A 20,619-nucleotide genomic window follows, 5' to 3' on the forward strand; every position below is an offset into this window, starting at 1 on the left:
CATGATTCGACGGATCTCGCATACCTGCTTCTACGTGCTGGACCAGGACCGGGCGAAGGCCTTCTACACCGAGAAGCTCGGTTTCGACGTGCGCAACGACGTGTCGATGGGCGCGGAGTTCGAGGGCGCGGGGGAGGGATTCCGCTGGCTCACCGTGGGGCCACCCGACCAGCCCGACGTCGAGATCATCCTGGCCGACCCCCGCATGGGCAACGACCCCGAGAGCGCCGAGCAGATCCGCGCGCTCGTCGCGAAGGGTGCGCTGGGCGCCGGGGTGATGGCCGCCGACGACGTGCAGAAGACCTACGAGGAGCTGTCCGCGCGCGGCGTCGTGTTCACCCAGGAGCCCGCGTCCCGGCCCTACGGGGTGGAGGCGATCTTCCGCGACGACTCGGGCAACTGGTTCAGCCTCACCGGCGGTGCATCGTGATCTCCCGGGTGGCCACGGCGATCCTCGCGGTCGCCGACCAGGACGTCATGGCCGCGTTCTTCGTGGAGCGGCTGGGATTCGAGAAGGTCACCGACGCCGAGATGTGGCCCGGCGCCCGCTGGGTGGAGGTGGTCCCGCCCGGCGGCGGGACGGGCGTGGTGCTCAGCGCCGCGAAGGACTTCGGCCGCGAGCCGGACCCGGCGTACCCGATGACGTTCGCCTGTTCCGACCTTGCCGCCACGGCTGCGCAGCTGCGGGCCGCAGGGGTGGAGGTGACCGACCCGGTGGCCGAGCCGTGGGGCAGCTACGTGCGCGTCACCGACCCCGAGGGGCGGCAGCTGCTCGTCAACGACCGGGCCTGACCGGCCACCCGGCGCGTCCCCCCGGGCGGCGCGACGGTGCGCCGGTAGCCTGCCCCTCGAACGACTGTTCGCGGTCGTGGACCGAGATCGGGAGGGGACACTGTGCGGGTGCTCGGCGTCGACCCGGGGTTGACCCGGTGCGGTCTCGGGGTCGTCGACGGGGCCGGCGGGCGGCGGGTGCGCAGTGTGGCGGTGGACGTCGTGCGCACCCCGCCCGAAGCACCGCTGCCGGAGCGGCTGCTCGCCGTGGGCACCGAGGTGGAGCGCTGGATCGAGCGGCACCGGCCCGACGTCGTGGCGATCGAGCGGGTGTTCAGCCAGCACAACGTGCGCACGGTGATGGGCACGGCGCAGGTCAGCGGTGTGGTCGCGATGCTCGCGGCGAGGGCGGGCCTGCCGGTCGCGTTCCACACGCCCAGCGAGGTGAAGGCGGCCGTCACGGGGGAGGGTCGGGCCGGCAAGGAGCAGGTCACGACCATGGTCACGCGGCTGCTCGGGCTCGAGGAGGCCCCGCGACCCGCCGACGCGGCCGACGCGCTTGCCCTGGCGATCTGCCACTGCTGGCGGGCCCCGATGCTCGACCGCATGGCGCAGGCGCAGGCGCGGTCCGCGGAGCTGGCCCGGACCCACAAGGCTCGCCTGGCAGCCGTGCAGAAGGCGCGGCTCGCCGCTGAGCAGAAAGCGCGGCTCGCCGCTGAGCAGAAGGCGCGGCTCGCCGCGGCGGGGGAGGCGTCGTGATCAGTTCGCTACGCGGTGAGGTGCTCGAGATCGGGCTCGACCACGCCGTGGTGGAGGTCGGCGGCGTCGGGTTCGCCGTGCAGGCCACGCCGGGCACGCTCGCCGGGCTGCGCCGCGGGGAGCAGGGCAGGGTCGCCACCGCCCTCGTGGTGCGGGAGGACTCGCTCACCCTGTTCGGCTTCGCCGACAACGAGGAGCGGGAGCTGTTCGGGCTGCTGCAGACCGTCAGCGGGATCGGGCCGCGGATCGCGTTGGCCACCCTCGCCGTGCTGAACCCGGACGCGTTGCGTCGCGCCCTCGTCGACGGCGACCTGGCCACGCTGACCCGCGTACCGGGCATCGGGCGCAAGGGCGCCGAGCGGTTGGCCCTGGAGCTGCGCGACAAGGTCGTGGCCCCGGCGGGCGCTCCGGCGACGCTCCCCGTCGCGGACGGCGCCGACCCGCGTCGCGAGCAGGTGGTGGAGGCGCTGGTCGGCCTCGGGTTCGCGGCGAAGCCCGCCGAGCAGGCCGTCGACCGCGTGCTGGGCGACGACGGATCCTCGGACACGAGCGCACTGCTGCGCGCTGCGTTGACCCGGTTGGGCGGGAAGGGCCGGTGACCGATCCGGTGGACGAAGTCGCCCTGTCCCCGGAACCGGAACCGGAGGACGTGGAGGCCGACGCGTCGCTGCGGCCACGCTCGTTGGACGAGTTCGTCGGCCAGCCGCGCGTGCGCGAGCAGCTGCAGCTCGTGCTTGCGGGTGCGCGTGGGCGTGGCCAGCCGCCCGACCACATCCTGATGTCCGGCCCACCCGGGCTGGGCAAGACGAGCCTGGCGCTCATCGTGGCGGCCGAGCTGGGCGCCGCGATCCGGCTGACCTCCGGACCCGCGCTGGAACGGGCAGGCGATCTCGCCGCGATGCTGTCCAACCTCGAACCGGGCGATGTCCTGTTCATCGACGAGATCCACCGGATCGCGCGCCCCGCCGAGGAGATGCTCTACCTCGCGATGGAGGACTTCCGCGTCGACGTCGTGGTCGGCAAGGGGCCCGGCGCCACGTCCATCCCGCTCGACATCGCCCCGTTCACCCTCGTCGGGGCAACCACCCGGTCCGGCTCCCTCACCGGTCCGCTGCGCGATCGCTTCGGCTTCACCGCCCACATGGAGTTCTACGAGCCGGCGGAGCTGGAGCTGGTGCTGCGCCGCGCCGCGCCGATCCTGGACGTCGACCTGCGCCCCGACGGCGCCGAGGAGATCGCGCTGCGGTCGCGCGGCACGCCGCGCATCGCGAACCGGCTGCTGCGCCGGGTGCGCGACTTCGCCGAGGTGCGTGCCGACGGCGCCGTCACCCGTGCCGTCGCGCGGGACGCGCTGGCCGTCTACGACGTCGACGAGCTGGGCCTCGACCGCCTCGACCGCGCCGTGCTGGGAGCGCTCGTGCGGTCGTTCGGGGGCGGCCCGGTGGGCGTGTCGACGCTGGCGGTGGCGGTGGGTGAGGAACCGGGTACCGTCGAGGAGGTCTGCGAGCCGTACCTGGTGCGGGCGGGCATGCTGGCCCGCACCCCGCGGGGCCGGGTGGCCACGGCTGCCGCCTGGTCACATCTGGGCATCGCTGCGCCCCCGGACGTCACCCCGGGCGGACCTCCCGCGTTGTTGTGAAGCGGGGGCTGGCAGACTCGGGTGGCTCTCGACGTGCGGAGATTCGGAGACCTGAGAAGAGACCATGGACATCTCACTGCTGTTCCCCCTTTTGATCCTGCTGCTGTTCATCCCGATCTTCCTGTCCGGACGGCGCCAGAAGCGCCAGATGAAGGAGATGAAGGATCTGCAGAGCTCGCTGGAGCCCGGTGACGTCGTCATGACCACGTCGGGCATGCGCGGCACCGTCGTCGACGCCTCCTACGAGGACACCGTCGACCTCGAGATCGCCGACGGCGTCGTCACCACGTGGGTCCGCGGCGCAGTGCGGGAGAAGGTCGCCGTCCCCGCCGGGGAGGACGCGCCCGCCGTCGAGTCGGCCGGCGAGCCGGAGGCGGAGTCGACCTCGGCGCCGTCGCTGGAGAAGGCCCCCTCGCTGGAGAAGGACGACTCCGCGAACGGCACGCCCCGCAGCTGACCGCGCCGCACCCGCGCGCCCCCAGCGCGGGCCGCACCTGACAGGAAGAGATCGCAAGCAGTGGCAACCACCCCGGGGCACATCCGTCCCTGGCGCTACCTGGCGGCGTTCGTCGGCGTCGTCGCGGTGCTGTACTCGCTGGTGTTCTTCACCGGCGACGGCAACCCCGCCCCGAAGCTGGGAATCGACCTGCAGGGCGGCACCCGCGTCACCCTGCAGCCCCGCACCGAGACGGGCGCCGAGCCCCCGCGCGACCAGCTGGTGCAGGCGCAGCAGATCATCGAGCAGCGCGTCAACGGCCTCGGCGTGAGCGGCGCCGAGGTCGTGCTGGACGGCAGCAACCTGACGATCACCGTGCCCGGCCAGGAGGGCGAGCAGGCCCGCAACCTCGGCCAGACCGCCCAGCTGCGGTTCCGCGAGGTGGTGGCGGGGCCGTTCGCGGCCACGCCGCCGGCGCCGCCCGCGGGCCAGCCGGGTGCGCCGCCCGCCGCGGATCCCGGTGCCCCGGCGCCGCCCCCCGCCGCGCCGGATCCGGCTGCCCCTTCCGGCGAGCCGGAGCCGCAGGGCATGGAGGGCGAGCCGGTCGAGCGCGACGTCGCCCCGGTCGCCCACACCGAGCCGCTGCAGGACCCGCCGCCCCCGCCGACACCCGAGCCCGCACCGGCGCCCGCACCGGGCTCGGCGCCGCCGGCCGGCCCGGCGGACCCGGAGCTCGCCGCCGCGATCGACGCCGCGCGCGAGATGCGGCAGAGCACCGATCCGGCCACGCAGGAAGCCGCGCTGATGGCGCTGGACTGCAACGCCCAGGACCCGCTGCGCGGCTACGACGACCCGACGCTGCCGCTGGTGGCCTGCAACCAGGACGGCACCGAGAAGTACGTCCTCGGCCCCTCGTTCCTGGAGGGCACCGAGATCGCGAGCGCCCAGGCCACGCCGAACCCGCAGGGGGTCGGCTACGTCGTGAGCCTGACGTTCGAGAGCCGGGGCGCCCAGATCTGGGGCGAGTACACGACCAACAACGTCGGCAAGCAGGTGGCGTTCACCCTCGACACGGAGGTCGTGTCCGCTCCGAGCATCAACCAGCCGATCTTCGGGGCCACCGAGATCAGCGGGCAGTACAACCAGGAGGGTGCCGAGCAGCTCGCGGGCGTCCTGCGCTACGGCTCGCTGCCGCTGTCCTTCGAGTCCTCGGAGGCGCAGACCGTCTCCGCCACGCTCGGGCTGGCCTCGCTGCAGGCCGGACTGCTCGCCGGGGGCGTCGGGCTGGGGCTGGTGTTCCTCTACAGCCTCTTCTACTACCGCGTGCTCGGTGTGCTCACGATCCTGTCGCTGGTGCTCTCCGGCGCGATCGTCTACGGCGTGCTCGTGCTGTTGGGTCGCTGGATCGGGTTCACGCTCGACCTGGCCGGGGTCGCCGGGTTCATCGTGGCCATCGGAATCACGGCCGACTCGTTCATCATCTACTTCGAACGGTTGAAGGACGAGATGCGCGAGGGCCGCACGTTCCGCTCGGCCGTCCCGCGCGGATGGATCCGTGCGCGCCGCACGATCCTGTCCGCCGACGCGGTGAGCTTCCTGGCGGCCGCGGTGCTGTACATGCTGGCCGTCGGGCAGGTGCGCGGCTTCGCGTTCACCCTGGGGCTGTCCACGGTGCTCGACCTGATCGTGGTGTTCCTGGTGACGCACCCGCTGGTGGCGCTGGCGGCGAAGTCGCGGGTGTTCAGCAGCCCGAGCCTGTCCGGGCTGGGCGAGGCGGCACGGGCGGGCGCCGAGCGCCGGCGCGTCACCTCCGTGGCCGGCCGATCGAAGGGAGCCTGACGTGGCCGGAGTCCTCGCGCGGCTCTACACGGGCACGGGCGCGTTCGACATCGTCGGACGCAAGAAGATCTGGTACATCGCCTTCTCGGCGCTGGTCCTCATCTGCATCGGCTCGATGCTCTTCCGGGGCTTCAACCTCGGGATCGACTTCACCGGGGGCACGCAGATCCAGTTCCCGGCCACCACCGCGGCGGCCCCCGCCGACGTGGAGTCGGTGCAGGCGGTCTACGAGCGGGTGGTCGGCGCCGAGGCGGCGGCCGTCCAGTCGGTGGGCACGGGCCCGTCGGCGTCGGTCCTCATCCGGTCCGAAACGCTCGAGCCCGCGCAGCTGTTCGCGCTGAAGCAGGCGCTGTTCGACACCTTCCAGCCGATCGGCGCCGCAGGCCTCCCGGCCCCCGAGGTGATCAGCGACAGCGCCGTGAGCGGCAGCTGGGGCGGGCAGATCACCCGGCAGGCGCTCATCGCGCTGGTCGTGTTCCTCGTGCTCGTCACGATCTTCCTGGCGTTCTACTTCGAGCGCTCCATGGCGGTGGCGGCGCTGGTGGCGCTGTTGCACGACGTCGTCGTCACGGCGGGCATCTACTCGATCATCGGGTTCGAGGTCACGCCGTCCACGGTCGTCGGCCTGCTGACGATCCTCGGGTTCTCGCTGTACGACACCGTGGTGGTGTTCGACAAGGTCAAGGAGAACACCCGCGGCCTCCTCGGGCTCACCCGTCGCACCTACGCCGAGGCGGCGAACCTCGCGCTGAACCAGACGCTGATCCGGTCGATCAACACCTCGCTGTTCGCGGTGCTGCCGGTGCTCGCGCTGATGGTCATCGGCGTCGGGCTGCTGGGCGTCGGCACGCTGGCCGACTTCGCACTGGTGCAGCTGATCGGCATGACCGCGGGTGTGGTCTCGTCGCTGCTGCTGGCCACGCCGGTCCTCGTCGACCTGAAACTGCGCGACCCGCGGTTCCAGCAGCAGGCCGCGCGGGTGGCGGCCCGCCGCAAGAAGGCAGCAGCCCCCGACGCCGACGCCGCGGATCCGGACGTCGCTGACGACGCGGTCCTCGCCACGGAGCTGCGCAAGGAACGCGCGATGGCGGCCGCGGCCGGCGTCCCGGTGCGTTCCGGCGGCGCCGCGCAACACCGCGGCAAGCGCGCGGCGGGGAAGGCGGCGGCCGTGAAGGCGGCGCGGCCCACCGGGAAGCGCAACCGGTGACCGGCCCCGACCCGGCCACCGGGGAGACGCCCGAGCTCGACCGCATCGCGGAGCTGGTCCGCGATGTGCCCGACCACCCTGCGCCCGGCATCCTGTTCCGAGACATCACGCCGGTGCTGGCCGACGCGGAGGCGTTCACCGTGGTCACCACCGAGTTGGCGTCGTTGGTCGGGGAGGCCGACGTCGTGGCCGGGGTGGAGGCGCGCGGGTTCCTGCTCGCCGCCGCGGTGGCCGTGGTGGCGGGCACCGGGGTCGTTCCCGTGCGGAAGGCGGGCAAGCTGCCCCGCGTGGCGGCCTCGCGCACCTACGACCTCGAGTACGGCACCGCCACGCTGGAGCTGCCCGAGGACACGATCGCTCCCGGCGCGCGCGTGTTCCTCGTCGACGACGTGCTCGCCACCGGCGGCACGGCGGCCGCTGCCGTCGACCTGCTCACCGACGTCGGGGCCTCCGTGGTCGGGTTCGGCACGCTCCTCGAGATCACGGAGCTGGACGGCAGGAAACAGCTCGGTGACGTCCCGGTGCACGCCCTGCTGCGGGTCTGAGCACGTGCGGCCTAGACTGGCGTGGGTGAAGGGCACCACCGGATGACGGAGCTGCAGCACGCGGCGTCCCCGGCTGCGCCCGACCAGCCCGCGGCGCCGGACACGAACGGCGCGGCCAACGGCAACGGCGCAGGCAACGGCGCGCGGCCGTCGGCCACGCGGCGCGTCCGTGCCCGCATCGCCCGCCGGATGACCCCGCAGCGCGTGGCCGTCGTCGCGCCGGTGCTGGAGCCGCTCGCCAGCGTGCACCGCACCCTGCACCCCAAGGCGGACCTCGGGCTGCTGCAGCGCGCCTACGACGTCGCGGAGGCCAAGCACGAGGGCCAGAAGCGCAAGTCCGGCGACCCCTACATCACCCACCCGCTCGCCGTCTCCACGATCCTGGCCGAGCTGGGCATGGACACCACCACGCTGGTGGCGGCGCTGCTGCACGACACGGTCGAGGACACCGACTACTCCCTGGAGCGGCTGCGCGAGGACTTCGGCGAGGAGGTCGCGCACCTCGTCGACGGCGTCACCAAGCTGGACAAGGTCGAGCTGGGCAGCGCCGCGGAGGCGGAGACGATCCGCAAGATGGTCGTGGCGATGGCCCGCGACCCGCGAGTTCTCGTGATCAAGCTGTCGGACCGCCTGCACAACATGCGCACGATGCGTTTCCTGCCGCCGGAGAAGCAGGCGAAGAAGGCCCGCGAGACCCTTGAGGTGCTGGCGCCGCTGGCGCACCGCCTCGGCATGGCCACGGTGAAGTGGGAGCTGGAGGACCTGTCCTTCGCGATCCTGCACCCGAAGAAGTACTCCGAGATCGTCCGCCTCGTCGCCACGCGGGCGCCGTCGCGCGATACCTACCTCAAGCAGGTCATCGACGAGGTGATGCAGCAGCTCGAGTCGGCGCGCATCTCGGCCACCGTCGAGGGCAGGCCCAAGCACTACTACTCGATCTACCGCAAGATGATCGTCAAGGGCCGCGACTTCGACGACATCCACGACCTCGTCGGCGCCCGCGTGCTCGTGGACGAGGTGCGCGACTGCTACGCCGCGATGGGCATGGTCCACGCGCTGTGGCAGCCGATGCCGGGTCGGTTCAAGGACTACATCGCCCAGCCCCGCTTCGGGGTCTACCAGTCCCTGCACACCACGGTGATCGGGCCCGACGGCAAGCCGCTCGAGGTGCAGATCCGCACCCGCGACATGCACCACACGGCCGAGTACGGCATCGCTGCGCACTGGCGGTACAAGGAGACCCGCGGTTCGCAGGGTGCCGGAGCGTCTCGCGGGCAGGCCGTCGAGGTCGACGAGATGGCCTGGATGCGCCAGCTGCTCGACTGGCAGCGGGAGGCGGCCGACCCGGGCGACTTCCTCGAGTCGCTGCGCTTCGACCTGGGTTCGCAGCAGATCTTCGTGTTCACGCCGAAGGGCGACGTCGTCACGCTGCCGGCCGGGTCCACACCCGTCGACCTCGCCTACGCCGTGCACACCGAGGTCGGCAACCGCTGCATCGGCTCGCGCGTCAACGGCAAGCTCGTGGCGCTGGAGCGCAAGCTCGAGTCCGGCGACGTGGTGGAGATCTTCACGTCCAAGGCGGAGGGCGCCGGGCCGAGCCGCGACTGGCTGCAGTTCGTGGCGTCGCCGCGGGCGAAGACCAAGGTCAAGCAGTGGTTCGCCAAGGAGCGCCGCGAGGAGGCCATCGAGGCGGGCAAGGAGGCGATCACGCGGGAGGCGCGGCGCACGTCGTTCCCCCTGCACCGGCTCGTCTCGGCCGACGCCATGGCGGCGCTGTCGCGGGAGCTGCACTTCCCCGACCTGTCGGGGCTGTACGCGGCCGTCGGGGAGGGGCACGCGAGCGCCCGGCACGTCGTGCAGCGCCTCGTCGCGCTGCTCGGCGGCGAGGAGCAGGCAGAGGAAGACCTCGCCGAGCGCGCCACCCCCTCCACCGTGCGGTTGCGGCGGACCGGCGGGGACGCCGGCGTGGTGGCCCGCGGCGAGGCGGGCGACCTCGCTGATCTCTACACCAAGCTCGCCCGCTGCTGCACCCCGGTGCCCGGAGACGACATCCTCGGCTTCGTCACCCGCGGCGGTGGCATCAGCGTGCACCGCACCGACTGCACCAACGCCGGCGACCTGCAGGCGCGCTCGGAGCGGCTCGTCGACGTCGCCTGGTCGGTGTCGCCGGGCTCGGTGTTCCTGGTCGCGATCCAGGTCGAGGCACTCGACCGGCACCGGCTGCTCTCCGACGTCACCAAGGTGCTGGCCGACGAGCGGGTCAACATCCTCTCGGCGTCGGTCACCACCTCCCGGGACCGGGTGGCGGTCTCGCGGTTCACCTTCGAGATGGGCGATCCGAAGCACCTGGGGCACGTGCTGCGGGCGGTGCGCAACGTCGAGGGCGTGTACGACGTGTACCGGGTGACCAGCGCGAGCTGAGTGCCGCACCCCCGATCGGGGTACCTCCTCCCCAACAGGGAGGAGTCCGACCATGAGCACGGTTCCCGACGCTGATCCCACCCAGCCCGTCCCGACCGTTCCGCAGGCTCCGGTGCGCGGCGCCAGGGAGGACCGGGCCGCGCAGAAGCGGCGCTTCAGCGGCATCCGCTGGGGCTCGGCGTTCTTCGGATGGCTGACAGCCACGGGCATGGCGGTCCTGCTCACCGGGCTGGTCGCGGGTATCGGCGCCGCGTTGGGGCTGGCCACCGCACCCGGCGGGCCGGCCCAGGCCGTCGACCAGGCCACCCGCGACCCCGCCGCCGCGCGCACGGTGGGCGTCGCCGGCGCGGTCGTCGTGCTGGCGATCCTGCTCGTGTCCTACTACTGCGGTGGCTACGTCGCCGGCCGCATGGCCCGGTTCGCCGGTGCGAAGCAGGGGGTCGCGGTCTGGTTGTGGGCGCTGCTCGTCGCCGCGCTCGTCACGATCGCCGGCGCCGTCGCGGGCGTGCAGTTCGACGTGCTGGGCAACCTCGGCGGGCTGCCCCGCATCCCCCTCGACGGGAACGCCGTGACCACCGCGGGCATCGCCGCGGGTGTCGGCGCGCTGGTGGCGAGCCTGGTCGGGGCGGTCCTCGGCGGTCTCGCCGGCATGCGCTACCACCGCAAGCTCGATCGCAGCACCGCCGAGGCGGGCATCGCCCCCGGGCCGGGCGCGCCGGCCTGAGCTGGGCCTCAGAGGACGCCCCACACGTCGCAATGGTGGTCGGCGGCGAACTGGGAGGAGGTCTGCACGGTGGTGCCCGCGCCCGCTCCGGTCATCGTCAGGATCTGCCCCTCGCCGGACCATTGCGGCCACGGGGTACCGGCGCCGCCGTTCGGGTTCCCGGTGGCCGCGAAGCGGGCCCAGCGGTCCACCATCTCGGCGGCGAGCTCCTGCTGCGCCGTCGAGAGCGGCGGCTGCTCGGCAACCAGGTCGAACAGGTACGGCACGTCGGAGCCGTGCGTGGCGCCGCCGGCGAGTTCGGGCGGCAGCGCCACGAAGGGCGACGGTGCGGACGCGTCGGCGAACTCGTACGCGTACACCGGACCCACATCGGCGAGCATCCGGTAGGACGCCAGGCCGGTGCAGGCGTAGGCGCGGTCGGTGATCACGTCCGACCACGCGCGGTCCGGTGAACGGTCGGTGGCGGCGTACGCACGAGCGGCCTGCGCGGCGGCGCGCCCCGAGGTGGCCGCGAGCAACGCGTCGAGGCCGGCAGGGGTGAGCGGGACGCCTGCGCGTGCGTAGAACAGCTCCGTGAACAGCGTGCCCTCGTCCTTGGTGGTGCCGGCGAGCACCGGGGTGCCGAGCCGCACGTCCCGGTCCACGACCACGTCCGACGGACGTCGGGGCAGCGTCGGGGTGCCGGTGGCCGGGCTCCAGTAGTAGTCCGTGCCGTCGACGAGCTGGGCGGCCGGCAGCGTGCGCAGGCAGTCGAGCACGGCGGCGGAGTCGTACCGGTCGCCGAAGCGAGCGGCGGGCGGTCGGCCGAGCTCCTCCTCGGGGCAGCCGAAGGCCGTGGCTGCGGCATCACCCGCGGCCTGCAGGAGGGGGAGCGTCTTCCAGGTGTCACCCGCGGGCCCGGTGCCCGGCCGGATGACGTCGACGATGTTGGCGGTGCTGCAGCCGCCGCTCTGCATGATCACCCGGTGGAACAGGCCCAGCGCGCCGGGAGAGGTGAGCTGGCTGCAGACGCTGTCCGCGCCCGCGGACTCACCGGCGAGCGTGACCGAGCCCGGGTCGCCGCCGAACGCGCGGATGTTGCGCTGCACCCAGTGCAGCGCCGCCTGCTGGTCCAGCAGCCCGAACTCGCCCGACCCCTCCAGGCCCGGCAACCCGAGGAAACCGAGCATCCCGAGCCGGTAGTTGACCGTGACGACGACCAGTGGCCCCGCCTCGGCGAGCCGGCGCGGGTCGACGTCGCTGCCCGCTCCCGCGCTGAACCCGCCACCGTGGATCCAGACGAGCACGGGGAGCGCGTCGTCGGCGGTCGTTCCCGCCGGCACCGTGACATCGAGGGACAGGCAGTCCTCCGAGCCGCTCGCGGGCGGCGCGTCGGGCGCCACGGCGACCTGCGGGCAGCGGGCACCGGGCTCGGTCGCCGGCCGCGTGCCGTTCCAGCTCGGCGCGGGGCCCGGCGGTCGCCAGCGCCGCTCACCCACCGGCGCCGCGGCGTAGGGGATGCCGCGGTAGCGCAACACCGACCCGTCGGTGGCGCCGAGCAGCTCGCCCTGGTCGATGGAGACCAGCTCGCCGAGCGGGGGAGGTTGGTGCTCCGGCTCGGCCGCCGAACACGAGGCGAGCAGTAGCGCTCCCACGGCCACCGCTGCGTACCGGCGGAGCCGGTCGAGGACGCGCCTGCTCACGTGGTGGTCACTGGCCGCTCTCCCGGTCGTTGCGCTCCCAGTGGTCGAGCTGGCGGCCGAGATCGAACGCGATGTGCTCGACGGCGATCGACACGACGAGCAGCCAGTAGTCATCGGTCTCGTGTGCGCGATCCTGGACCTCCCGTCGGAGGGACTCGACGATGCGGTCCTTGTGCAGAACGCCGATCGCCCACTCGACGGAGTGCCGGTCGGGTTTTCAACTCATGGGTGGATCAGGGGGACGGTCGCGGGCCGTGCGGGTGCCCTCTGGGCGTGCCCTTCGGAGATCACCGGGCCCTTGATCAGGAGAGGGTGGCGGCCTGGATCGTGACCGGCGTGCGCGGTGCGCCGTCTCCCGGCCCGTTCGCCTCGTCCGACCCGCCCTCGGCGATGGTGTCGAGAGTGGCCAAGCCCTCCTCGCCGACGGTGCCGAACACCGTGTATTCAGGAGGAAGGGTGGAGTCGGCGTAGACGAGGAAGAACTGGCTGCCTCCGGAGTCGGGCGCCTGGGTCTTGGCCATCGCAACCGTGCCCCGTGGGTAGATGGCCGATCCGCCGTCCGGCGCCGGTGCGAGATCCGTGGGCGGCTCGTCGTTGATCGTGTAACCGGGGCCGCCTGTACCGGTGCCGGTGGGATCTCCGCACTGCAGCACCCGCAGGCCTTCCCCGGTGGTGAGCCGGTGGCACGGCGTGTCGTTGAGGTAGCCGGCGTTGACCAGGTTCACGAAGCTCTCCACGGCGCAAGGGCCGGTGGAGCGGTCCAATGTGAGCGGGATGGCGCCCTGGTCGGTCTGGATCGACACGGGCACGGTGCCGCTGGTGCTCGCCGTCGCGACGGTCGGGATCGGCGCGGGTCGGGCGGCCGGCTCCTCGGGAGTCGGGGTGAAGGAGCAGTCGCCCAGCGCTGCGGGTTCCGCCGCCGGCGCGGCCGGCGCGGCCGCGTCGTCACCGCCGGGCATCCCGACCGTGCTCAACAGCACCACGGCGACGACAACGACGACGACCACGGAAGCGGAGGTGATGATGGCGACGCGCTGGCGGCGCCGGGCCCGCTCGGCCCGCCGCATCTGCTGGTGCTCCAGCTTGCGCTTCGCTGCCTCGCGCCTCATCTGATTGGTCGTCACGTGCCACCTCTCGGGACGGGTCTTCGGCGTGCATCCTAGCCAGCCTCGTGCGAGCCCGATGTCAGGCCCGACCCGCCGCGCCTGTCGCTCTCGGCTCTGATCATTCGAGTGGGTGCGAACCACCTCGAACGCGACGACGTACTCGACCGAGCACTATTGCCATGCCAAGAGCGGCCCCCGCCCAGAGCTCCGACCATCCGCCGGTCTGAGCGCTGTCCGGCCAGAAGACGGCGATCAGAACCGCGCAGCCACAGATGGTGGCTGCGTCGAACGGCCTGAGTGGCCACATGAGTTCGAGCACTCGGCGTTCGGCTTCATGCATCTTCATGGTAGTGAACGCCTCCGGGAGTCTCCTCGTCGTGCGTCCAATCGGGCTGGGTCCGATCCCGGAGAGTAGGGCCGACCGGGCTGAAGTAGCTGTGGATCGTGTAGTCGTGTGCTTCTGAGCAGATCCCGGTCTGCCGAGAGATGCAGATGCGAAGCCGCCCCTCGTACCGCGCGGTTGCCTCACCTGCTCGCTGATCGGTCACTGAGGCCAAGCTGGGTTCGACGACGAAGCCGGCCGCCGATCCCGGTCCGGTCACACCGGTTGACTGGTCGGCAGACGCGCGTGTGATGAATCCGTTCGAGCTCCGACAGACGGTGAGCGATGTGTCGACGAAGCCGACTCGCAGTGGGATTGCCGAACCGGCGCTCACGAAGTAGCGATGTGTGAAGGTCTGACAGTTGGGCTCGAATCCTAGGGCTGAGTCCGCTCTGCCTGTCAGCGAGAGTAGGGACATCGCAAGGACGACGATGAGAGGGAATGCTCGGAAAGCGCGGGGCGTCCGGTCCAAGGAGCCTCCTTCGGCTGCTCCCGTACGGTACTTCGGCATCGACGGTTCTGGTGCCCGCGAGGCAGGATCGTTTGCAGTTGTGAACGATGTAGGGCCGATCGGCCGAAGCCCGGCATCACGACGATGCGGAGCAGGCCGGTGCGCGGACAGCGGCCTTCTCCGGCCCCACGGCACGCCGCGGTGGTGTGGCGAGGGAGGCTGGTCCGTAATCGACCTCGCCGGCCTCTACGCTGGTGACGTGCTCGTCGCAGGATTTCCCGCCGGTTCCTTCCAGACCAACTGCTACGTGGTGGCAGCCGGTCCGGGTGAGGCGTGCGTGGTGGTCGACCCCGGCCAGGACGCCGTCGAGCCCCTGGACGCGCTGCTCGCCGAGCACCGGCTCACGCCGGTGGCGGTCCTGCTGACCCACGGCCATTTCGACCACACCTTCAGCGTCTCCCCGGTGTGCGACGGCCACGACGTGCCGGCGTGGATCCACCCGGACGACCGGGAGATGCTCACCGACCCGCTCAAGGGCCTGTCGGCCGAGGCCACCGCGTTGTTCGGCGGGCGGTTGGAGATGCGGGAGCCGCGGGAGGTCCGCGAGCTCACCGACGGTGCCGCGCTGGAGCTGGCCGGGCTCACGCTGACGGTCGACCACACGCCCGGCCACACCCGCGGGTCGGTCGTGTTCACCACGCCCACCGAGGAGGGCGTCGACGTCGTGCTCGCCGGCGACACACTGTTCGCCGGCTCGATCGGGCGCACCGACCTGCCCGGCGGCGACCACGCGCAGATGCTCACGAGCCTGCGCGACAAGCTGCTCACCCGCGCCGACGACACGGTCGTGCTACCCGGGCACGGGCCCACCACGACGGTCGGGCGGGAACGGGCCGGCAATCCGTTCCTGCAAGGTCTGGACCTGCCGGCGAAGGGACGAGGGCTGTGACCGCGGTGGAGCAGCAGAAGGCGAGCGCGTTCGCCGCGCCGAAGGGGATCCCGGAGTACTTCCCGCCGGAGTCGGCCGGGTTCGCGCACGTGCGCGCCACCCTGGAGGCAGCGGCCGAGCGCGCCGGGTACGGCCTGCTCGAGCTGCCGGTGTTCGAGGAGACCGGGCTCTTCGCGCGCGGCGTCGGCGAGTCCACCGACGTGGTCAGCAAGGAGATGTACACCTTCGCCGACCGCGGGGACCGGTCGGTCACGTTGCGGCCCGAGGGCACCGCCGGGGTGGTTCGCTCGGTGATCGAGCACGGGCTCGACCGCCAGGGGCTGCCGGTCAAGCTGCGCTACGCCGGGCCGTTCTTCCGCTACGAGCGGCCGCAGGCGGGCCGCTACCGGCAGTTGCAGCAGGTGGGTGTCGAGGCGATCGGCGTGGACGACCCCGCGCTGGACGCCGAGGTCATCGCGATCGCCGACGAGGGCTTCCGGGCGCTGGGGCTCACCGGTTACCGGCTGGAGCTCACCTCGCTCGGCGACGCCGAGTGCCGCCCGGCCTACGGCGCGCTGCTGCGCGAGTTCCTCGCGGGCCTGCCGCTCGACGAGGCCACCCGCACCCGCGCGCAGCTCAACCCGCTGCGGGTGCTCGACGACAAGCGGCCCGAGGTGCGGGCGCTGGTCGCCGAGGCCCCGTTGCTGCGCGACCACCTGTCGGCGGCCTCGGCCGAGCACTACGCGGCGGTGAAGGAGCACCTCGACGACCTGGGCGTCGCGTACACCGAGAACCCGCGGATGGTGCGGGGCCTGGACTACTACACCAAGACCACGTTCGAGTTCGTGCACGACGGTCTCGGCGCGCAGTCCGGGATCGGCGGCGGTGGCCGCTACGACGGGCTGATGGCCACGCTGGGCGGGCAGGCCCTCTCCGGCATCGGGTACGGGCTCGGCGTCGACCGCACCCTGCTGGCCTGCCGCGCCGAGGGCGTGGCGCCCTGGTCGGAGGCGCGCTGCGAGGTGTTCGGCGTGGCGCTGGGGGACACGGCCAAGCGCCGGCTGGTGGTGCTGGCCGCGCAGCTGCGCCGGGCCGGCGTGCGCGTGGACCTCGCCTACGGCGGCCGCGGCCTCAAGGGCGCGATGAAGGCCGCCGACCGTTCGGGCGCGCGGCTGGCCCTCGTGCTCGGTGAGCGCGACCTCGAGGCGGGCACGATCGGCGTCAAGGACATGGTGTCGGGGGAGCAGCAGGCGGTGGCGCTGGACGCGGTGCTCGACTCGGTGGTCGCGGCGCTGGCGTAGCCCTCCCGCCGCATGATCGGCGTTCGGGTGCACCCGCGGCGAGATGTCGCCGCGGATGCACCGAGCCGGCGATCACAGGGTCGCCGTCCGGCTCGACCGCGCGCACCCACCGTCGGTCGTGCGCGGCCCGGGGAGGTCGACCGATCCGTCGCGGCCGGCGGCTTGTGATCGATCCGGGACGTACGGCTGGGCCATTCGGGCAGCCGTGCTGTACGTGTCGGAACGACCGATCGATCTGAGTCGTACCGCGGTGTCGCGGTGGCCGTGCTGGTGTGCGGCTCGCAGCGATCGATCGATCTGAGTCGTACCGCAGCGTCGCGGTGGGCGCATTGGTGTGCGGCTCGCAGCGCGATCGGTCCGAGTCGCACCGCCGCGTCCCGGTAGCCCCACTGTTGTGCGGCTCGCAGCGATCGATCCGTCCGAGGCGCACCGCAGCGTCACGGTGGCCGCATTGGTGTGCGGCTCGGAGTGATCGATCCGTCCGAGTCGTACCGCATCGCGGCACGGGCAGCCGTGGCGTGCGGCTCGGACCGATCAGGGGCTCGACGGGCGTGCGACAGCTCGTGGCCTCGGCATGGCCCCGCTGCGGGCAGGCTCGGGGAGCGGCGGGGCGGGGTCGGCCTACGCTGCCGCGGTGGCCGTTGCCGATCGGGAGCGCTGGGACGCGCGGCACGCCGCCGCCGGTGCCGCGGGCGCCGCGCGGAACCCGGCACCCCCGGACGCGCTGCGCGGCCGGGAGGCGCTGCTGCCACCGGGCGGGCGGGCCCTCGACCTCGCCTGTGGGCGCGGCACGGTGGCGGTCTGGCTCGCGGCCCGCGGGTTCGCCGTGGACGCGGTGGACGTCTCCCCGGTGGCGCTCGACGCCGGGCGCGCGCTCGCCGACCGGGAGGGCGTGGGGGAGCGGGTGCGGTGGTGGCCCCGCGACCTCGACGCCGGGCTGCCGGGCGCGGGCCCGTACGACGTCGTCGTCTGCCAGCGGTTCCGCGACCCCGCCCGCTACCCGGACCTCGCCGCGCGGCTCGTCCCGGGCGGGCTGCTGGTCGTGACCGTGCTGTCGCAGGTCGGGGAGGGGCCCGGGCAGTTCCGTGCGCCCGCGGGCGAGCTGCGCGCCGCGTTCGGCCACCTGGAGGTGCTCCACCACCTCGAGCGCGACGGCGAGGCGAGCCTCGTGGCCCGCGCCGCACTCACGTCCGGGAGCTGGTCATCCCGTCGGTGAAGTCCGCGTCCTTCGTCTCGCGCAGCATGGCCACGCTGACCAGGCACACGATCGCGATACCGATCACGTAGACCGACACCGCGGCGCTCGTGCCGGTGCGATCGAGCAGGGCGGTGGCGACCAGCGGGCTGACCCCACCGCCGATGATCCCGCTGGCGCTGTAGGCGAACGAGGCGCCCGAGTAGCGGTAGCGCACCCGGAACAGCTCGGGCAGGAACGCGCCCATCGGGCCGTAGAGCATCGCGAAGCAGAGCAGCCCGCCGGTCATCCCGAGCGTGATCAGCAGCGGGTCGCGCGTGTCGATCAGCCAGAACAGCGGGAACGCCCACACCGCGGCGCACACGGCCGAGGCCAGGCAGATCCGCCCGCGCCCGATGCGGTCCGAGCGCACGGCGAACCACAGCGTGGCCACCCCCATGATCGCCACGGCCACCATGGCGGCGAGCAGCATCGTGGTGCGGTCGACATGCAAGGTGTTCGTGCCGTAGGAGAGCGCGAACGTCGTGACCGTGTAGAACAGCGTGTGCGACAGGATGAATCCGAGCGTCGCGAGCAGCAGCACCTTCGGCTGGCTGCGAAGCAGGTCCGCGAACGGCACCTTCGACCGGTCCTGGCGCTGCACCGCCGCCTGGAACACCGGTGTCTCGGCGATCCGCATGCGGATGTAGTAGCCGACGACCAGCAGCACGGCCGAGGCGAGGAACGGGATGCGCCAGCCCACCGACTCGAAGGTCTCGTCGGACATCGTGGCGTCCAGCAGCAGGAACATCGCGTTGCCGAGGATGAACCCGACCGAGGGGCCCAGCTGCGGGAACGCGGAGTACAGGCCCCGCTTGCCCGGTGGGGCGTACTCGGTGGCCAGCAGCACCGCGCCGCCCCACTCGCCGCCCAGGCCGATGCCCTGGGCGAAGCGGGCGATCACCAGCAGGACGGGGGCGAGCACGCCGATGGTGTCGTAGGAGGGGATCAGGCCGACCGCCACCGTGGCCGTGCCCATCAGGACCAGCGAGACGATCAGCATCCGTTTGCGGCCGATGCGGTCGCCGTAGTGGCCGAACAGGATCGCGCCCAGCGGCCGGGCGACGAAGCCGACCGCGAACGTCGCCAGCGACGCGAGCGTGCCGGCGAGCGGGGAGAACGACGGGAAGAACACGCCGCCGAACACCAGCGCGGCGGCCGTGCCGTAGATGTAGAAGTCGTAGAACTCGATCGCCGTGCCGACGAAGCTGGCGACGGCGATGCGCCGCCCCGACGGGGCGGCGGCCTTCCCGCCGGTCATCCGTGCAGTGTCCGCTCCGCCGGGTCCCAGTCCTCGGGCAGGGCCGGGCCCACCTCGACGGTGCTCGCCACGTCCACCGCACCTCGGCCGTCGGCGGCCTCCACGGTGGAGATCATGACGTCCAGGACGTGGGCGCCCAGCTCCCCGGACGCGCGCTCCGGACGGCCCTCCCGCACAGCGCGCGCGAGCTCCAGCACCCCGCGGCCGCGGGTGGTCGCCGCGGGGACGGCCGGCACCGTGACCTGCTCGCCGTCCATCCGGTGCACCACGACCTCACCCGCGAACGTGTTCGGGTCGGGCACGGAGATCGTGCCGTCGGTGCCGCTGATCTCGAACTGGCGCCGCTTGATCGCGGAGTCGAAGCTGAACAGGCACTGCCCGCTCGCCCCGCCCGCGAACGCGTACAGGCCCGCCACGTGCGTCGGCACCGTGACGTCGAACCGCTGACCGGCCCGCGGACCGGACCCGACGACCCGCACGGCCCGCGCCCGCGACGCCTCCGCCTGCACCCGGGCGACCGGGCCGAGCAGCTGCACGAGCGCGGTGAGGTAGTACGGGCCGATGTCGAACAGGGGGCCGGCCCCGTCCTGGAACAGGAAGTCGGGGTTGGGGTGCCAGGACTCCGGACCCGGGCTCTGCATGAGGGTGAGCGCCGTGAGCGGCGTGCCGATGGCGCCGGACTCGATGAGCCGGCGCGCCGTCTGGATGCCGGTGCCCAGGAACGTGTCCGGCGCCGTGGCCACCCGCAACCCGCTGGTGCGCGCGGCGTCGAGCAGCGCCGCCGTGCCCGCGCGGTCGAGGCCGATCGGCTTCTCGTTCCACACGTGCTTCCCGGCGCCGATCGCCTGCAGCGCGACGTCGACGTGCGCCTGCGGCACGGTGAGGTTGACGACGAGCTCGATCTCGTCGTCGGCCAGCACCGTCTCCACGGGGCCCGCGCGGCTCACACCGAACGCGTCGGCCTGGGCGCGGGCGCGATCGGGGTCGAGGTCGCCGACGGCGCGCACGTCCAGGTCGGGCAGGCCCGTGAGGTTGCGCAGGTACTCGGTGCTGATCACCCCGGCACCGATGACGCCGACGCGGACCGGGCCGCTGCCGTTGTCGCTGGTCATGACGCCGCCTCCGCGGGAAGAAGTCCGTGGGTCACGCCAGCCCCTCGGCGCGCAGCCACGCGTAGCTGTCGGCGACGGCCGTGAAGCGGTCGCCGCGGGTGTCGTCGAGCTCGATCACCCGCAGGGCCTGCGGAGCGGCGTCGAGGATGGCGCGGATCGGGAGGTCGCCGCGTCCCACGGCCACCTGGTCGGCCGGCTCGGGCGTCGCCGGGCCGTCCTTGACGTGCACGGCCGTGACCCGCTCGCCCAGGCGCTGCAGCAGCGCCACGGGGTCCTGCCCGCCGACGGCCGCCCAGTACGTGTCGACCTCGAGCACCACGGCGTCGTCGAGGTGCGTGGCGAGCAGCTCCAGCGCCGGGGTGCCGTCGAGGACGATCTCCAGCTCCTGCGCGTGGTTGTGGTAGCCGACGCGCACGCCGTGCCGGGCGGCCACGGCGGCTGCGGCATTGAGGTCGTCGGCGACCGACTTGACCGCGTCGGCGCTGGTGAAGCGCTCCCGGTCGACGCGCGGGTCGAAGACCGTGCCGACGCCCAGCGCGGCGGCCGCGGCGAACACGTCCTCCTCGGCGCCGGTGCCGACGACGTGCTGGTGCGCGGTGGGCGCAGTGAGCCCGCTCGCCGCGAGGGCCGGACCGAGCGCCGCGGCGTGGTCGGTGAGCCGGAACGGCTCGACGTGGGTGAACCCCAGCGCGGCCAGGCGCTCCAGGGTTGCGGGCAGGTCCTCGGCCAGCAGTTCCCGCAGGGTGTAGAGCTGGACCGAGAGCGGGGGGACGGCGTTGCTGGCAGGCGCGGTCACGCAGCGCGCTCCTCGGGTCGACGGA

At 72.9% G+C, this 20,619-nt stretch carries 19 protein-coding genes; 14 read left to right on the forward strand and 5 right to left on the reverse strand.

Annotated elements, in window-relative coordinates:
* Position 1: 1 nt before the first annotated feature.
* The 11 genes from CFP66_RS15960 (at position 2) to CFP66_RS16010 (ending at position 10,341) form a co-directional block, all read left to right on the forward strand.
* Positions 2 to 430, forward strand: coding sequence for a VOC family protein (locus CFP66_RS15960; protein ID WP_094924652.1), 429 nt, complete (start codon positions 2 to 4; stop codon positions 428 to 430).
* A complete protein-coding gene (locus tag CFP66_RS15965) occupies positions 427 to 792 on the forward strand; it encodes a VOC family protein (RefSeq protein ID WP_094924654.1) in 366 nt (121 codons plus the stop codon). The genes CFP66_RS15960 and CFP66_RS15965 overlap by 4 nt, the downstream gene beginning before the upstream one ends.
* Before the next feature lie 102 nt (positions 793 to 894).
* A complete protein-coding gene (gene ruvC, locus CFP66_RS15970) occupies positions 895 to 1,530 on the forward strand; it encodes a crossover junction endodeoxyribonuclease RuvC (protein ID WP_094924656.1) in 636 nt (211 codons plus the stop codon).
* Entirely contained in the window at positions 1,527 to 2,129 is a 603-nt protein-coding gene (ruvA, locus tag CFP66_RS15975; protein ID WP_094924658.1) for a Holliday junction branch migration protein RuvA, read from the forward strand. The genes ruvC and ruvA overlap by 4 nt, the downstream gene beginning before the upstream one ends.
* A gap of 8 nt (positions 2,130 to 2,137) precedes the next feature.
* Positions 2,138 to 3,169: a Holliday junction branch migration DNA helicase RuvB gene (ruvB, locus tag CFP66_RS15980; RefSeq protein WP_233159471.1), complete on the forward strand. Its 1,032-nt coding sequence runs from the start codon at positions 2,138 to 2,140 to the stop codon at positions 3,167 to 3,169.
* Between the two features lie 64 nt (positions 3,170 to 3,233).
* A complete protein-coding gene (gene yajC, locus CFP66_RS15985) occupies positions 3,234 to 3,626 on the forward strand; it encodes a preprotein translocase subunit YajC (RefSeq protein WP_094924662.1) in 393 nt (130 codons plus the stop codon).
* A gap of 60 nt (positions 3,627 to 3,686) precedes the next feature.
* Positions 3,687 to 5,444: a protein translocase subunit SecD gene (secD, locus tag CFP66_RS15990; RefSeq protein WP_094924664.1), complete on the forward strand. Its 1,758-nt coding sequence runs from the start codon at positions 3,687 to 3,689 to the stop codon at positions 5,442 to 5,444.
* A 1-nt stretch (position 5,445) separates the two neighbouring features.
* Positions 5,446 to 6,651: a protein translocase subunit SecF gene (gene secF / locus CFP66_RS15995; RefSeq protein ID WP_094924666.1), complete on the forward strand. Its 1,206-nt coding sequence runs from the start codon at positions 5,446 to 5,448 to the stop codon at positions 6,649 to 6,651.
* The gene (locus CFP66_RS16000; RefSeq protein ID WP_094924668.1) at positions 6,648 to 7,196 is read left to right on the forward strand and encodes an adenine phosphoribosyltransferase; all 549 of its coding nucleotides are present in this window, start codon (positions 6,648 to 6,650) and stop codon (positions 7,194 to 7,196) included. Before secF ends, CFP66_RS16000 begins: the two co-directional genes overlap by 4 nt.
* Before the next feature lie 42 nt (positions 7,197 to 7,238).
* Positions 7,239 to 9,617: a bifunctional (p)ppGpp synthetase/guanosine-3',5'-bis(diphosphate) 3'-pyrophosphohydrolase gene (locus CFP66_RS16005; RefSeq protein ID WP_233159461.1), complete on the forward strand. Its 2,379-nt coding sequence runs from the start codon at positions 7,239 to 7,241 to the stop codon at positions 9,615 to 9,617.
* Positions 9,618 to 9,669: 52 nt separating this feature from the next.
* Positions 9,670 to 10,341 (forward strand): hypothetical protein, encoded by a 672-nt coding sequence (locus tag CFP66_RS16010; protein WP_094924670.1) that lies wholly within the window; start codon positions 9,670 to 9,672, stop codon positions 10,339 to 10,341.
* Between the two features lie 8 nt (positions 10,342 to 10,349).
* Here CFP66_RS16010 and CFP66_RS16015 read toward each other — a convergent pair whose 3' ends face one another.
* On the reverse strand, positions 10,350 to 12,023 hold the full coding sequence (locus CFP66_RS16015; RefSeq protein WP_158228114.1) for a carboxylesterase/lipase family protein: 1,674 nt from the start codon (positions 12,021 to 12,023) through the stop codon (positions 10,350 to 10,352).
* A 302-nt stretch (positions 12,024 to 12,325) separates the two neighbouring features.
* The gene (locus CFP66_RS16020) at positions 12,326 to 13,147 is read right to left on the reverse strand and encodes a peptidylprolyl isomerase (RefSeq protein ID WP_094924676.1); all 822 of its coding nucleotides are present in this window, start codon (positions 13,145 to 13,147) and stop codon (positions 12,326 to 12,328) included.
* 1,074 nt (positions 13,148 to 14,221) lie between these two features.
* Between CFP66_RS16020 and CFP66_RS16025 the strand changes: the two genes are divergently transcribed.
* From CFP66_RS16025 to CFP66_RS16035, 3 genes are all read left to right on the forward strand, one after another.
* Complete coding sequence (locus tag CFP66_RS16025) at positions 14,222 to 14,911, forward strand: MBL fold metallo-hydrolase (RefSeq protein ID WP_094924678.1); 690 nt, start codon at positions 14,222 to 14,224, stop codon at positions 14,909 to 14,911.
* Entirely contained in the window at positions 14,908 to 16,191 is a 1,284-nt protein-coding gene (gene hisS, locus CFP66_RS16030; RefSeq protein WP_369805069.1) for a histidine--tRNA ligase, read from the forward strand. The genes CFP66_RS16025 and hisS overlap by 4 nt, the downstream gene beginning before the upstream one ends.
* Before the next feature lie 634 nt (positions 16,192 to 16,825).
* Positions 16,826 to 17,407, forward strand: coding sequence for a bifunctional 2-polyprenyl-6-hydroxyphenol methylase/3-demethylubiquinol 3-O-methyltransferase UbiG (locus CFP66_RS16035; RefSeq protein ID WP_094924833.1), 582 nt, complete (start codon positions 16,826 to 16,828; stop codon positions 17,405 to 17,407).
* Here the strand turns inward: CFP66_RS16035 and CFP66_RS16040 are convergent.
* From CFP66_RS16040 to CFP66_RS16050, 3 genes are read right to left on the reverse strand one after another with little or no spacing between them, the layout of a single operon-like run.
* On the reverse strand, positions 17,376 to 18,686 hold the full coding sequence (locus tag CFP66_RS16040) for an MFS transporter (protein ID WP_094924680.1): 1,311 nt from the start codon (positions 18,684 to 18,686) through the stop codon (positions 17,376 to 17,378). The genes CFP66_RS16035 and CFP66_RS16040 overlap by 32 nt on opposite strands.
* Positions 18,683 to 19,798, reverse strand: coding sequence for a Gfo/Idh/MocA family protein (locus CFP66_RS16045; RefSeq protein WP_094924682.1), 1,116 nt, complete (start codon positions 19,796 to 19,798; stop codon positions 18,683 to 18,685). The genes CFP66_RS16040 and CFP66_RS16045 overlap by 4 nt, the downstream gene beginning before the upstream one ends.
* A gap of 31 nt (positions 19,799 to 19,829) precedes the next feature.
* Entirely contained in the window at positions 19,830 to 20,594 is a 765-nt protein-coding gene (locus CFP66_RS16050) for a sugar phosphate isomerase/epimerase (protein WP_094924684.1), read from the reverse strand.
* Positions 20,595 to 20,619: the final 25 nt, after the last annotated feature.

Source organism: Pseudonocardia sp. MH-G8 (genome assembly GCF_002262885.1).
Taxonomy (GTDB): domain Bacteria; phylum Actinomycetota; class Actinomycetes; order Mycobacteriales; family Pseudonocardiaceae; genus Pseudonocardia.

Coding starts and splice junctions, on each gene's coding strand:
- yajC (WP_094924662.1), top strand. CDS start 3,234: ATGGACATCTCACTGCTGTTCCCCCTTTTGATCCTGCTGCTGTTCATC.
- CFP66_RS16010 (WP_094924670.1), top strand. CDS start 9,670: ATGAGCACGGTTCCCGACGCTGATCCCACCCAGCCCGTCCCGACCGTT.
- CFP66_RS15960 (WP_094924652.1), top strand. CDS start 2: ATGATTCGACGGATCTCGCATACCTGCTTCTACGTGCTGGACCAGGAC.
- CFP66_RS16040 (WP_094924680.1), bottom strand. CDS start 18,686: ATGACCGGCGGGAAGGCCGCCGCCCCGTCGGGGCGGCGCATCGCCGTC.
- CFP66_RS16005 (WP_233159461.1), top strand. CDS start 7,239: ATGACGGAGCTGCAGCACGCGGCGTCCCCGGCTGCGCCCGACCAGCCC.
- CFP66_RS16045 (WP_094924682.1), bottom strand. CDS start 19,798: ATGACCAGCGACAACGGCAGCGGCCCGGTCCGCGTCGGCGTCATCGGT.